The following is a 14,273-nucleotide window of genomic DNA, read 5'->3' as shown; positions in this document are numbered from 1 at the left end:
ACATTCCATTATGCAACAATAGTTTCAGGATGAAATTATGTGCCAATGGTGTCCGAAATTTCGTGCTGTGGTTTAATCCGATATTTTTTGATCTTTCTCCAAAGAGTTGTTGTTGATATCCCAAGTATTTGAGAAACTCTTGTTTGATTTCCGCCGTATTTATTCAGTGCCTCAATGATTGCATTTTTTTCCTGTTCTGCGAGCGTTGTTACAATGAACGATTTCCTCTTCTGATCTTCCAGAGGATCTCTGGCAAGTGCAGCAAATTCCTCTACAGGAAGCGGAAGTTCGTCTGCATTTATTATCTCGTTCTTAGACAAAGTAACAGCCCGCTCTATTATGTTCTGAAGCTCTCTGATATTACCAGGCCAATCATAGTTCACCAACGCCCGCATTGATTCTTTGGAAAATACCCTTTTTCCCTTTTTCAGTTTTTCTAAAATTTCTTCCAAAAAATATTCTACCAAAAGCGGGACATCTTCCCTCCGTTCTCTCAAGGGAGGAAGATGAATACGTATCACATTAATTCGATAAAAGAGATCTTTTCTGAATTTCCCCGACTCAACGGCTTTTTCTAAATTTTCATTGGTGGCCGCAATAATTCTTACATCTACATATATGGCTTTGTTTCCACCAACCGGGCGGATCTCCCCATCCTGTAAGAACCTCAGGAGTTTTACCTGTGTTGACGGCGAAGTCTCACCAATCTCGTCTAATAAAATCGTCCCCTTTTGAGCCTGCAGAAATAACCCAACCTTATCTTTCACAGCCCCCGTAAATGCCCCTCGCATATGCCCAAATAGTTCACTTTCCTGCAAATTTTCCGGTAACGCACCACAATTGATTACAACAAACGGGCCGTCTTTTCGAAGACTATTGTAATGAATAGCCCTCGCAATGAGCTCTTTTCCTGTCCCACTCTCCCCCGTTATCAGGACTGTACTTTCAGTACGACATACATGTGAAGTTATTTTTAGCACTTCCAGCATGGCATTAGAATTACCCACAATACCCTCAAATTTATATTTATCTCTAATTTCTCCTTCGAGGTACCTGACCCTGTCCTTCAAGCTCTTCTTTTCAATCGCTTTTTTTGCAACTTTCAAGATTTCCTGGTGACGAAAGGGTTTCGTCACATAATCGTATGCCCCATCCCGAATTGCCTGAACTGCCGTGCTAATAGTACCATAAGCAGTAATCAGCACCACTTCCGTGGATGGATTTGCAGCTTTTACCGCCTTGAGCACTTCCAGACCGTCAACCTTTTTCATCTTTAAATCTGTAACTACCAGGTCATATACATTATGACTATCCAATTTTTGAATGGCCTCTTCCCCGCTTGCAACGCCTTCAACCTGATATCCTTCATCTCTAAAAGCAATCACGAGGGATTCTCTCATGGCATCTTGATCTTCCACAACAAGGATTTTACCGTTTTCCATAACTCTTACATCATCCCATTAAAAAGGTACTCTGGATTGCCAATTTTTCATTTCCGACAGGCAACTTAATATAAAAGGTTGTCCCCTTGCCCTCTTTACTCTTCGCATCAATAGTTCCCCCGTGGTCATCAATAATACGCTGGACCACTGAGAGACCCAAGCCTGTGCCTTCTGATTTCGTCGTATAAAAAGGTTCAAATATTTTATCCAACTCATGGGCAGGTATACCTCCCCCAGTATCTGATATCACAATCTCCACAGCATCTCGTAAAAAGAGACTAGTTTTCCTTACCATTATCCTGATCTGTCCCCCATTTGGCATAGCCTGCAGAGAATTTATAAACAAATTCCACAATACCTGGTGGATTAAATCCGTATCAATATATACCTTCGGCAATATGCTTTCATAAATCTCCTTTATCTCGATCTGGTCAGTACATCGGCTATCCTGCTCTAACAGGAAAATGGTATTTTTAACTACTTCCCGAATATCCTGAAGAGAAAAGGAAGGTTCACGCGGATGCGCAAAGGTTAAGAAATCGCTGATAATCCTATCCAATCTTTCAGATTGCCCAACGATCATCTCCAGGAGATTCTTATCCTGCCCCGTCAGTTTCAAATGGGTGTCCAGAATTCCCACCGAGTTGCAGATCGCACCAAGGGGATTTCTGATCTCATGTGCAATTGCCGCGGCAAGTTCACCCATTGAGGCCAATTTTTCAGATCTCCGTACCTGCTCCTCCATCTTTTTCCTTTCTGTAATATCCCTTACAAATGCCCTCACACAAATACTTTCGCCCGTTTTGGTATTATAAAGACCTGTTCCGTTAATCTCGACATTGATTTCCTTTCCTGATTTTGCCAGAAATACCGTTTCTAATTCACTGCTCCCGGTTTCTTTGATCCGTTTCATATGTCTCTTTATTTCCTCGCGGCATTCACCTGGCACAATATCTTCAAGCGTCATCTGCCTCATCTCTTCTATTGAATACCCCAATTTATTCAATTCCGTCTTATTTACGTTAATAAATTTCCCTTCGAGACTGATTTCATGGATCATTTCCGGCGCGTTTTCCACCAGATCCCGATATTTCTTTTCTGATTCCCTTATCGACAGGAAAAGTCTTGTATTTTCGATGGCAATAGCTAATTGTGGTGTAATTTGATTCAATAATCCAAAATGCACCTCCGTAAAAGCATCTTTTTTTTTGCTCCCCAGCGTAATAGCTCCCGTGGTAATTCCTTTTAATTTCAATGGAAAACACAAATATGCATGTATACCCTTCTCGCATAATTCCCGATCAAACTGATATTCTCCCCCAACCGTATCTGCAACAACAACGGGCACGCCCTTCTTCATGGCAATACCCTGTGCCGTTGCATGAAATGGAGACTGACAGCTTGCGAACCAATCAGTGGATAATAATTCCCCCTCAACAATATTGAAATTCTCCGTAATTTCTGTCCCATCGATGAGACTCGCGACACCGAACCAGGTAAAATCGATCATGCGTTTCAGTTCAAGGTAAATATTTTTATAAACTTCTTTAATCTCTAAACCCGATGCAATTACCTTATTGACATTATTTACAATTTCTTTTTCAAGCGCCACCAATTTCTCTTTTGTAATGTCTTTTGATATTACTACAAACCCGATTGGATACCCATTTTCATTGCGTCGTAATGTAAAAGTGACATGAACAGGAAATATCTCGCCGTTTTTCCTCCTTCTTACAACCTCTCCCTCATATCGGCCCGTTCTCCGCGCCACATCCAGAATATACTCCACCTTCCCTAACTGCACATCTTCGGCAGTATGAAGATCTCTCACATTGGCTATTCCAATCACTTCTTCCGGTCCATAGCCATAAATCAGGCTTGCTCCCGCATTAAACGCAAGGATATTTCCATTCAAATCCTGCGCAATAATTGAATATTCCGTTGAACCAGCCAAAATACTATTTAAAAAATTCGTTGTCTCCTGCAGCTTAAGGGTTCTCTCTTTTACGGTATTTTCAAGATCAATCGTATAATTCTTTAATTTGACCGTTTTTTCCTCTAAAGATTCCGCCATAATATTAAACGACTGCGACAATTCACTAATTTCATCTTTTTTGCCACTCCCTTTTACCCGTTGTCCCAGATCTCCGCTGGTGATTTTTTTCGTTACCTCTGTTATATTGAGGATGGGATCTGAAATCCGTTTGCCGAAGTAAAATGCGGCCAGGAGCAATGGGAAAGCCAACACCAGCAGCATTGAAAGAACAAATCTTTTCAAGCTGTAAGCCGCCCCATACCCTTCCTTGATATTGATCTGCGCAAGTAAACCACAATTATGCTCCGGAATCCAGCACCATGCCCCCAGCACCTTCCTGCCATCGTAATTTATATAACCTTCCATATCGTATCCGTCTTTACCGTTCAGACATTTTTGAGCGCCATCTGTGAGTTTTCCTGTATGGGGATTTACCACCCTTAACTCTAATGCCGTCCTTTGGTAAACCAGGCCAGCCTTTTTTATCGCATCAACAAATCTCGACTCCGTGAGCATAAAGCCCTCTCTGTTGATGAGAAAGGTTTCCCCTGTCTTTCCCAGTTTCGCACTTTTCATAATTTCGCTGAGTGGTAATGTTGTTACCTTGAGAATAACCGCCCCGAACATAAGGTTGTCAGAACCAATGAGCGGAGCTGATATAAACATCATCGGTTCGTCACCATCACCCTTTTTGTTCTCGCCTTCGCCCGGAAGAAGACGTTGAATTCTGGATATAAAAATACGTCCATTCAACGCCTCTCTGCAATAATCATGGCTCATAATGTTAGAACCCACCTGTTCCCTCTCTGTGGACACAAGCACTGTGCCATCCCGTGAGATAATATATACGGATTTATACCCGTACTCTGTTTTAATCATCTCGATATATTCATAGAGCTTTGAAAAATCCCTGCTCCTGCCATCCACACTTCGTTCCCATACGGCAGAGACATTTTTACTGACAATCTTTGCGTCATGCTTCCTTTCGCCAAACCACATTTTTACAATTTCTGTCTGTTTTTGCTTTACCCCCTCCAAGTTTCGTATCAAGGCCTCTTCCAGATCCTTTTGTGCCTTGGGGAAGGCCATAAAACGCAACAACAGTAATGGCGTAAATGAACATACTAAAAGTATCAGTATGAGCTTGTTTTTAATAGACTTTAATGAAAACATTTTCCTTTATTGTGAGTAATATATAACAGCCCATCGGACATTGAATAATTATACGGAAAGGGGCAGAGACTCTCACTTAATTGACTGATAACGTATTGATACATCCTCTCAGCTTCTTCCGGCGACATGCCCTGCACTACTTCGTAAAAATAACCTAATCCCAAATCCTCTCCTCCGGGCGCCATGATGCTCGCCAGCCCGTATTCCGAGGGATTTTGAGTAATCGGAGAATCCTTTTCCATTCCAAAAAGGGACGGCAGGCAGGAAAAACCCGGCGAATCCAGATATTCTTTCCTGAGTACAAAATCAAGTGTCTCCAATGCCTCTTTTTCGGTTTCAGTTGGAAATCCAATAATTATATAGAGGTGGAATGCTATGCCTACTTTCAGGCATCCATCCAATATCCTTTTCACAATGTCCGCCTTTATCCCCTTTTTCATTAAATCCAACACACGTTGATTGTATGATTCCAGGCCAAAAACCAATTTTTGACATCCGGATTTATACATCTTCCCCAGCGCGTCATCATTAAGGGCATTTTCAAATCGCACCCCTCCCATCCATTTTATATCCCATTTGTTTTCCAGCAGGCCTTGAGATATCTCCCGCAATTGATTGACGGGAACGGATTCGTCAGTAAAGAAAAAATATGGCGTATGGTATTTTTGCGAGAGTTTATTGATATCTTCCAGGAGTAAATCCGCCTTCCGCAATCGAAAATTCCTATGGTCAAGATGCAGGTTACAAAAGGCACATTTCCTGTAATAACACCCCCTTGATGTTTGCACGGGAAGGACGGATGCAGGGGCATGGTAAAGCCTCAGGGGAAGCCCATCAAAGTCGGGCGTAGGAAGCCTATTCAGGTCTTCCGCATAAAATGGCTCATTGATCCTGGTGGCGTTGTTTTCCCGATAAATCAGATTGGGTACCTTTTTAAAATCCCTCTTACCATCGACCTGCCCTGCAAGTTCCAGCAAGGCATGCTCGCCTTCAAAAACAACAAAGCTATCCACAATCGAAAAGAGGCTATCCACCTTCTTCAAATTTTCAATGAGCTTCGTAAAAACACTTCCTCCTATGGTAATGTGAACCTCTTTGTTGCGGTCCTTTATCAGTTTTGCAAGGGTGAGCCCCGGAATGATCTGAGAAGTGCTGGTAATGGAAATACCCACTAATTTTGGAGAGAACTCCAGGATAGAAGGAAGAAAATAGTCTTTATAAAGATTAAGGAAGATATTTTCTTCCTCATTATCCAGTGCCTTAAAAATTTCCTGAGAGGAATACACAGAATACCGCATATCGTTGTTGAGCGCGGTCAGCGATGAGGGATAGTACAGGGTTGATATGATCCCGAGAACTTCATTAACAACATTAATACTTTCAATGTACCGATCGAGATCGTAAAAACCCTCTGACCTTAAGGTACGTTTCGCAGATTCTACCTTTTTCATAATATCAGGAATTGTTTCCACTGCATGAACCAGGGCCTGGCGTTTTTCACGTTCACCAGGAGCAGCTCCCCAGTGGGGCGCCGCTCTCATAGTATCCATGCGTCTTAATTTATCAACAATCCTCTGATAAAATTCACCACAAGTCTTTTCCGTAAGGAGAACATCCAGTAACTCAATGTTAATATCTCTCTGGACGACGTCACATACACCGCTTTGTCTTAAAAAAGCCGTTAAAGAGGGTAAACTGAGGTAGGGCTGTGAAGGGTGCCACGACGGTGGGAATATGAGCAGTATTTTCATTACTTCACCTTTTTTTATCCCCCTCTGCCTTGCCTAGAGATTTAACCTTCGGCGGCATGATTGAATCCAGATGTAATGCCTCCCTCCCTGCTAAAACATCCATTTGCTTTTGGGCCTGTATCTTTACCGGTAAACCATATATCTTAATAAACCCAAGAGAGGCGCTGTGATCAAAGGTATCTTCTTTCTGATACGTGGCCAATTTTTCGCTATAAAGGGACATCGGTGATTTACGTCCCACAACGGTGCATGTCCCTTTTGTTAATTTCATGCGGATCGTCCCCTTCATAAGCCTCTGACTGCTTAACACATACGCTACCAGATCCTGGTGAAAGGCAGAAAACCAGAGTCCATTATAAATCAAATCCGCATAGTGCGAAGAGACAATATCCTTAAACCGCAAGGCATCTTTTGTCATAATCATACCTTCCAACGACTTGTGGGCCGTGTGTAATATGATAGCAGCTGGAGATTCATAAATCTCCCTAGACTTAATACCTACCAGTCGGTTCTCTAAATGATCAATACGGCCAACACCGTGCTTTCCACCCCTCGCATTCAAGGTATTGATAATGGTAACCCCATCCATTTCTTCGTCGTTAATAGCCACAGGGACCCCCTTTTCAAAATGAATCTCCATGTATTCAGGTGCATCCGGGGCATCATTTGCATTCTTTGTCCATTTGTAGACTTCCTCCGGTGGTTCAGCCCAAGGGTCTTCCAGTATCCCACACTCAATGCTTCTCCCCCAGAGATTTTCATCCGTACTGTACGGACTCTTGATCTTTGCCTCTACCGGAATATTATGTTCCTCGGCATATCTGATCTCTTCATCACGCGTCATCTTCCACTCACGTACCGGGGCAATGATTTGCAACTTAGGATTCAATACCTGCAAGGATACATCCAGACGTACCTGGTCATTCCCTTTCCCTGTACAACCATGTGCCACGGCATCTGCCTTTTCTTCATGTGCCACATCTGCCAACAATTTTGCAATCAGTGGTCTCCCTAAGGCCGTTGCCAACGGATAAACACCCTCGTATAAGGCACCCGCCTGCAATGCTGGAAAGATAAAATATTTGACAAACGTATCCTTTGCATCAATGACAATCGCCTTTTTAGCCCCAATCTTTAAAGCCTTTTCCCGGATGGCATCCAGGTCCTTTACGGCGCCAAGATCAATGGTCACTGTAATAACATCCATGTTATATTTTTCGGGAATCCACTTGATTGCCACCGAGGTATCCAAACCGCCCGAGTAGGCCAGCACCACCTTTTTCCGTTGTTCAGACATGTATATCAATCTCCCAAATATTAATTAGTAATAGTTCATCTCACCGCAAAGAGCGCAGAATTCGCAGAGATTTTTAAGAAAAAACTTTAATTCCTGAACCTGTCTGGAACAAGTTTTTAATTTTAAAGTCTTCCCTGCGTCCTTTGCGTACTCTGCGGTAAATATCATATTTAAAATTGAAGACGACACCATTTCAAAATGAAATTATAGCACACAGGAAGCAATTATCAACTGATTTTCAATATGAAATGGTTAGCCAGAGTACCCTCATTCAAAACAAATATAGATTTGTTTTAAAAAGAAGAAAGAAGACCGCAGAAAGCGCAAGGAAGAAAAAAGGCAAATTGAACAAGCTGGAACTAAAACGGAAGAAATGAAGCAAAAACTGATTTGCAGACTTCAAACTATCAAAAGGCTAAAAAGCACCGTGTGGTTCGATTTCACCGCACTGACGTGTTGGACATCTCATGGTTAAATTTACGAATGTACCAATGACCCATTCATCCTGAGGGATCTAATTGTCTTTAATTCTTTTGCCTCATGAAGTTTCGCTTTGTATATATCCCATCTGAGTTGCAGATTCATCCAAAAATCTTCTAAAACCCCAAAGAATTTTGCAAGTCGTAAAGCTGTACTGGGTGTCACACCACGGCGTTTGTTGATGATTTCATTAATCCCCTGGTATGGAACATGAATTTCCTTTGCCAATTCCCGCTAGGTGATACTCACAGGGATTAAAAATTCTTTAAGGACATCTCCCCAGGATGGGTTGGCTCTCTATGTGTTGGTATGCAAACCATATTTATCTCCATAAAATATTCTAGAATCAGGTAGGGCAGGGCATTGCCCGCCAAAATCAATCTCACAGTTCCAAAGCGACAGACAACCGAATATTTAACGTTGGATGTCGTACACGCACCACGCCAATTACCGATTATTTTGTCAAAACCATTTCGATCCAATTCCCGTTTTCACGAGAACATATCCTTCATGCAGAATCCACCCCGATTGCTCAATTTTTGATAGGCGGTGCCTACCCTACCTGGCTACCTGGCAGTCATGATTTTTTACATAACGCCCGGGTACAGCGTCGCCTGCACACCTTGGTTGGGCATTCTCCTATAGTTTGTCTGGTCTTAGCTGATTTAGTTTCTTGCTCGCCGCTGGGTTTCGCTCCAGAATCATATCATACAAGTATGGCCAGTATTCCGTTGCCAGCAAGCCGACACCTTGCATATTGCGGCGGACAAACGATGCTGTTTTGAGCACCCTATGCTTCCGAAGATCGTCGAGGAATACCGGTGATCCAAGGTGGCAAATTCTGCGTATCTCGCCGAAATATGCATCCCCTTCGCGCCATCCTGCGCCACCCCGCGCAATGTCGTTTCCTGAAAACACGAATACATCCGTAATGGCGGAAACTGGAGCGCACTTGTACATCAGCAATAAGTCTCCGGGGGTTGCTCGTTTTGACAGTGCCCATTCCATGCGATCATGCTCGTCGAGATATTCCTGTTGACTCTTGATTGCCTGTTGGATCCAGACTTTTCGGGCAACTCCAAAATGTCGCTTCAGTTCGATGACCTCAATCGAGCCGGGGACATCTGGCCAGTCATGATGCCAGCACACAATCACATCGCATTTAGCCTGATCATGACCATGTACCTTAAAACTGCTTGATCTGAACTCGAACTCTATTCTGGCTTTCTTCTCCGAGTCTCCCATTCGCCGGTAGGCAGTGCAGTCCGGAAATTGGGGGCGTATTTCCTCAATCCGAAATTGGAGCAGGCGCGCGACATGCGCAAAGAGAAAGACAACGCCGAGTTCATTGCTTGGCGCATACTCCATGGGCGCATTCTTCAAGGCAACTGGCTTATATTTTTCTCTCATTCTCTTCTCGCCCTAACATTGATTTTTATCTTTATTCTATAATTACAAGCATATTATTCTTACGATATGGCGGATGTCAAGCAAGAAAGCAGCAGAATTATATTGGAAATCAGAGAAATTATCTCTATAACGAATCAAATTTTATCATTATGCTTTCAAAGACCACCTCATTTAGAAAGCATTCAAATACCGTTTGAATTTGATGTCTTTTTCTGATAACATTCTTAAATTACGGAACATCTTACTTCTCTGCTGGTTTAGGCTTGTAGCCTGAACCGAAACATTTCGATTCAATTGAGGACGATTGAACTAGCAAAGATTGTCATTCCTGTAAAAGTAGGAATCTAGACCTCTGGATTTCCACTTGCGTGGGAATGACAAAGAGTACATCTGAAATTCCCTGTTAAATTTATTACAAAACAATTTCGAAACAAATAATCAAATGTCACTAGAAGAATTCAATCCAGCAAACTTCTTTGGCAAGGCTCGCATCCATGTCTTGCTCTTTATTGCAACGTTTTTGACCACGTATTATGTTAATGGATTATGGTACTCCATTACCATAATGACGATTCTTCTTTCTCATGAATTGGGACACTTTTTCATGTGCCGAAAGTATCATGTTGCAGCCACGATGCCCTATTTTCTCCCCCTTCCGTTTCCGCCCTTTGGCACCTTTGGGGCAGTGATCAAGATGAAGGGGCTTATACCGGACAAAAGGGCTTTATTCGACATTGGTGCAACTGGCCCCCTGATTGGACTTTTATTTTCCATTCCGGCAATCATTATTGGACTCTTCCTCTCTGATGTGCGTCCCGTACCCAGCGATTCCTCCCAATACCTCGGACTCGGAGAACCGATTCTGTTCTCATTTATTGCCAAACTCGTATTGGGAAATCTCCCTGAAGGTATGGATATCTATCTTCACCCTGTTGCCTTTGCCGGGTGGGCGGGTTTGTTTGTTACAGCGCTCAATCTACTGCCGATCGGACAGCTTGACGGCGGGCACATCATGTACGCCTTGTTGGGTAAAAAAAGTAAAATTGTTTATACGATAGGTATTCTTATTTTTTGTGTAATTGCCATATTGCTGTATCCGGGATGGATGGTCTTTGCCGTATTGCTTTTGCTTTTTGGATTCCGACACCCCGCCCCTATAGACGAACACACCACACTCGACCCCAAACGTAGGATACTCGGCATTATCCTGTTTATCATATTTTTCGTATCCTTTACCCCAGTGCCACTTAAATTATAATTAAATGAAGACAAAAGTTGTTATTGCCATGAGCGGTGGCGTTGACAGCAGTGTTGCCGCACATTTTCTAGTCGAACAGGGCTATGAGGTCATCGGCCTATTCATGCGTCTGGGTATTGACAAACTTGACTCCATAACCAAGACAAAAGTCTGCTGTAGCCTTGAGGATGCAAATGATGCCAGAAGTGTCGCAGATCAGCTGGGTATTCAATTCCATGTCTTAAACTTTAAGGACGCCTTTAATCGCATCATCGATACCTTTTGCACCGAATACCTCAATGGCAGAACGCCCAACCCGTGTATTCTCTGCAATCAGGAACTCAAATTTGGCCGGTTGTTGGATTTTGCAAGGATGCTAAATGCCGATTTTATCGCAACCGGACACTATGCAAGGGTGGAAAGGTCAAAGGACAGGTATATCCTGAAAAAAGGCATTGATGCCCGTAAAGATCAATCCTATGTGTTGTTTTCATTAACTCAGGAACAACTCTCGAGAACCCTCTTTCCATTAGGTACGATAAATAAGGAGTCTGTTCGCGAAGTGGCCAAGAACTTAAATTTAAAAACCAAGGACAAACCGGAAAGCCAGGATATCTGTTTCGTCCTGGATAATAACTATCACACCCTTTTATACGAAAGGTTCGGAAATTGTATAACTCCAGGACCTATCAAAGATACCCAGGGAAATATTTTAGGAGAACACCCCGGAGCACCATTCTTTACCATTGGACAACGTAAGGGACTCGGTGTTGCCCTGGGAACACCACGATATGTGGTCGATATTAATCCACGGGAAAATACTGTTGTGATTGGCACCGATGACGAACTTCTGGAAGACGAATTGATGGCATCAGATCTAAATTGGATACCTCTTGATAAACTTGATACACCGTTGAAAGTACAGGTGAAGATACGATACAATCACGTCCCGGCACACGCTACCGTTTATCCTTACAAACCAGATAAGGTACGTGTCGTGTTCGAAGAACCACAGAGGGCTATTACGCCAGGGCAAGCAGTTGTTTTTTATGATAATGATGCAGTCGTCGGTGGGGGATGGATAGAAAGAAAAAACGTGGAAAATATTTAGCCGTTCCAGAGGCCTTTATATCGATGTCCTGCGAACTGAAGTTCACGCTACACAGGCGGTAAAACCTAATTTTTTAGCTGCTCGCTCCCAAAATCCTGTTTGGGAGTGTACTGGACAAGAAACTCAGTTTCTCTGTAATTGTGTTTCCAAACGGATGCTTCAACAAGTTCAGCACATGGTTTGGGAACAAGCGGTGGCGGTTTATTTAAAAACAATTTTCAAACGGCTAAAATGTTACCTATTATTTTATTCTAAATAGCTCCCCCTTTGTTTTTACTTTATTAATCCTACGAATCTGACCTCTCTTTTACTTTTATCTTTTCCTTTACCGGGGAGAAAAGATAACATCTCCATGCACAAATTCATATATATCTGTAACCAATTAAATTAGAAAACAATCCTGCGGTTTTAAATGTCAAAAGTTATGGTAATTCCGTGTTATACCTAAGAGGCTCACAATTTGTGATTTACAAACTTGATATATAGTAACCATAATCTAACGGGTGGCACGTACAAGCTATGCTTGTCCGTGTTTTTGTAATACTGCATAATGTTTTGTGCCTGCAATGGTCAGACTTGTATTGTCTATCCAAATTTCAAATGGATGATTCATAAACAATGTTGTGCAAGTTCAACACGGACAAACAGAGTTTGTCCGTGCCACCCTGTTATCAATTTAAAATTCACATTTTATGAGCATCTTGAGTATATTTGTAAGTGGAAAAGGATTTGACTTATTTCTCCAAATTTAATAAAGTAAACACCCATAAGCCTTTGCCTACAAAGGAAGAAAATCCATTCCTTCTGATAGGGAATTAAAAGAGCAAGGCTATTTTCCAGACTATACAAACTATTCAATGGATGCTGTTACAATTAAAAAGCCAAAAACGACTGCATTAATAGAAGAGCTGCATCGGCTCATCGGAAGAGAAAATGTGCTTCACGCACTGGAAGACCGGATATGTTATTCATACGATGGCTCCAAACAAAAATATGTGCCAGACGTTGTTGTACGGCCACAATCTACCCGACACGTTTCCAGCACATTACAGTTTGCAAATGAGCATGAAATACCTGTTTATCCCAGGGGTGCAGGCTCAGGGCTTACCGGTGGAGCTGTACCGGTAAAAGGGGGGATTGTATTAGATTTCACCCAAATGAATCACATACTGGAGATCATTCCTGAAGACCTCACAGCTACCGTGGAACCGGGAGTGGTCACCCAAACACTACAAAAGGAGGTAGCTAAATACAAACTCTTTTATCCACCAGACCCTGCCAGCGCCCCATTCTCTACCATAGGCGGCAATGTGGCTGAATGTTCAGGCGGAATCACGGGTCTAAAATATGGTGTTACACGAGATTATATTCTATCACTGGAGGTTGTCCTTGCCGATGGAAGTATCATCCATACGGGTCGCAAGACCTTGAAGAGCGTTACGGGTTATGATCTCACCCGTCTGTTTGTTGGTTCAGAGGGTACGCTGGGCATTTTTACGCAGATCACAGTAAAACTGCTTCCACTCCCGGAAAAGGCTGAAACACTTTTAGTCTTTTTTGCAGAGCCGCAGGATGCGGTTTTAGCCGCAAACCAGATCATCTCCAATAGTCTCTTGCCCCGGGCACTTGAATTTATTGACAAATCAAGTATTGCCTGTATTAAGGGATATAAGCAGGAAATTCAAATCCCTGCTGAAGTGAATGCCATTTTGCTCATAGATATTGATGGAAACGATACCAGTGTTAAAACAGAAGTTTCTCTCATAGAAAAAATTGTTACAGAAAATCATGCACTGATGGTTAGCTCCGCAAAAAATCCTCAGGAACGGGACGCACTCTGGGAAGTAAGGCGCGCCATATCACCCGCACTTTATCATATAGCACCTTATAAAATCAATGAAGACATCTGCGTTCCACGGAGCCAGATATTAGAAATGTTGCACAGAATAAACGATATCAACAAACGATATCCTTCCTTAAAAGTTGCTTCCTTCGGGCATATTGGGGATGGCAATATTCACGTAAATGTTATGTACCACGAAGGGGAGCAGCAACGGTTACTGGCAGAAAGGATGATTGAGGAAATCCTCCGTAATACCGTTAAACTTGGTGGAACTATTTCCGGAGAACACGGAATAGGAAATGTAAAATCAAGATTTTTGTCACTTGAGGTACCACCACAAGAGTTGCAAATTATGAAAGATATTAAACACCTGCTGGATCCCAAGGGTATATTAAATCCAGGTAAAATGTTTTTAGAATAAGCAATGTCTTAAACCACAGATTGCACAGATGTCACAGATGAAAATCTCAATAATCTGGTGAAATTCAATAATC

General features: G+C 42.4%; 8 protein-coding genes and 1 pseudogene. 3 read left to right on the top strand and 6 right to left on the bottom strand.

From position 1 onward, the window contains the following. Positions 1–35: 35 nt before the first annotated feature. The 6 genes and pseudogenes from BROSI_RS07005 to BROSI_RS06980 all read right to left on the bottom strand — a co-directional run bounded on the left by BROSI_RS07005 (position 36) and on the right by BROSI_RS06980 (position 9,588). Positions 36–1,442, bottom strand: a complete 1,407-nt coding sequence (locus BROSI_RS07005; protein WP_052563033.1) for a sigma-54-dependent transcriptional regulator — start codon at positions 1,440–1,442, stop codon at positions 36–38. Positions 1,443–1,452: 10 nt separating this feature from the next. After that, positions 1,453–4,650 carry a PAS domain S-box protein gene (locus tag BROSI_RS07000; protein ID WP_052563032.1) on the bottom strand — a complete coding sequence of 1,066 codons (3,198 nt, stop codon included), beginning with the start codon at positions 4,648–4,650 and terminating at the stop codon, positions 1,453–1,455. Continuing rightward, a complete protein-coding gene (locus tag BROSI_RS06995; RefSeq protein ID WP_052563031.1) occupies positions 4,638–6,401 on the bottom strand; it encodes a B12-binding domain-containing radical SAM protein in 1,764 nt (587 codons plus the stop codon). Before BROSI_RS06995 ends, BROSI_RS07000 begins: the two co-directional genes overlap by 13 nt. A gap of 4 nt (positions 6,402–6,405) precedes the next feature. Beyond that, the gene (locus tag BROSI_RS06990) at positions 6,406–7,698 is read right to left on the bottom strand and encodes an argininosuccinate synthase (RefSeq protein WP_052563030.1); all 1,293 of its coding nucleotides are present in this window, start codon (positions 7,696–7,698) and stop codon (positions 6,406–6,408) included. A 477-nt stretch (positions 7,699–8,175) separates the two neighbouring features. Continuing rightward, positions 8,176–8,498: pseudogene (locus tag BROSI_RS21280) on the bottom strand (HigA family addiction module antitoxin). Between the two features lie 319 nt (positions 8,499–8,817). Further along, positions 8,818–9,588: a hypothetical protein gene (locus tag BROSI_RS06980; protein WP_052563029.1), complete on the bottom strand. Its 771-nt coding sequence runs from the start codon at positions 9,586–9,588 to the stop codon at positions 8,818–8,820. A 442-nt stretch (positions 9,589–10,030) separates the two neighbouring features. Between BROSI_RS06980 and BROSI_RS06975 the strand changes: the two genes are divergently transcribed. The 3 genes from BROSI_RS06975 to BROSI_RS06965 all read left to right on the top strand — a co-directional run bounded on the left by BROSI_RS06975 (position 10,031) and on the right by BROSI_RS06965 (position 14,200). Then, the gene (locus BROSI_RS06975) at positions 10,031–10,846 is read left to right on the top strand and encodes a site-2 protease family protein (protein ID WP_052563028.1); all 816 of its coding nucleotides are present in this window, start codon (positions 10,031–10,033) and stop codon (positions 10,844–10,846) included. A gap of 4 nt (positions 10,847–10,850) precedes the next feature. Further along, positions 10,851–11,936 carry a tRNA 2-thiouridine(34) synthase MnmA gene (gene mnmA, locus BROSI_RS06970; protein ID WP_052563027.1) on the top strand — a complete coding sequence of 362 codons (1,086 nt, stop codon included), beginning with the start codon at positions 10,851–10,853 and terminating at the stop codon, positions 11,934–11,936. Positions 11,937–12,793: 857 nt separating this feature from the next. Then, positions 12,794–14,200, top strand: coding sequence for an FAD-binding oxidoreductase (locus BROSI_RS06965; protein ID WP_052563026.1), 1,407 nt, complete (start codon positions 12,794–12,796; stop codon positions 14,198–14,200). Positions 14,201–14,273 lie beyond the last annotated feature (73 nt).

The sequence above is a fragment of the Candidatus Brocadia sinica JPN1 genome (assembly GCF_000949635.1).
Taxonomy (GTDB): Bacteria; Planctomycetota; Brocadiia; order Brocadiales; family Brocadiaceae; genus Brocadia; species Brocadia sinica.
Note: the sequence above shows the minus strand (reverse complement) of the source record. Positions and strands in the feature narration are given on the sequence as shown.

Coding starts and splice junctions, on each gene's coding strand:
- BROSI_RS06995 (WP_052563031.1), bottom strand. CDS start 6,401: ATGAAAATACTGCTCATATTCCCACCGTCGTGGCACCCTTCACAGCCC.
- mnmA (WP_052563027.1), top strand. CDS start 10,851: ATGAAGACAAAAGTTGTTATTGCCATGAGCGGTGGCGTTGACAGCAGT.
- BROSI_RS07005 (WP_052563033.1), bottom strand. CDS start 1,442: ATGGAAAACGGTAAAATCCTTGTTGTGGAAGATCAAGATGCCATGAGA.
- BROSI_RS07000 (WP_052563032.1), bottom strand. CDS start 4,650: ATGTTTTCATTAAAGTCTATTAAAAACAAGCTCATACTGATACTTTTA.
- BROSI_RS06975 (WP_052563028.1), top strand. CDS start 10,031: ATGTCACTAGAAGAATTCAATCCAGCAAACTTCTTTGGCAAGGCTCGC.
- BROSI_RS06980 (WP_052563029.1), bottom strand. CDS start 9,588: ATGAGAGAAAAATATAAGCCAGTTGCCTTGAAGAATGCGCCCATGGAG.
- BROSI_RS06990 (WP_052563030.1), bottom strand. CDS start 7,698: ATGTCTGAACAACGGAAAAAGGTGGTGCTGGCCTACTCGGGCGGTTTG.
- BROSI_RS06965 (WP_052563026.1), top strand. CDS start 12,794: ATGGATGCTGTTACAATTAAAAAGCCAAAAACGACTGCATTAATAGAA.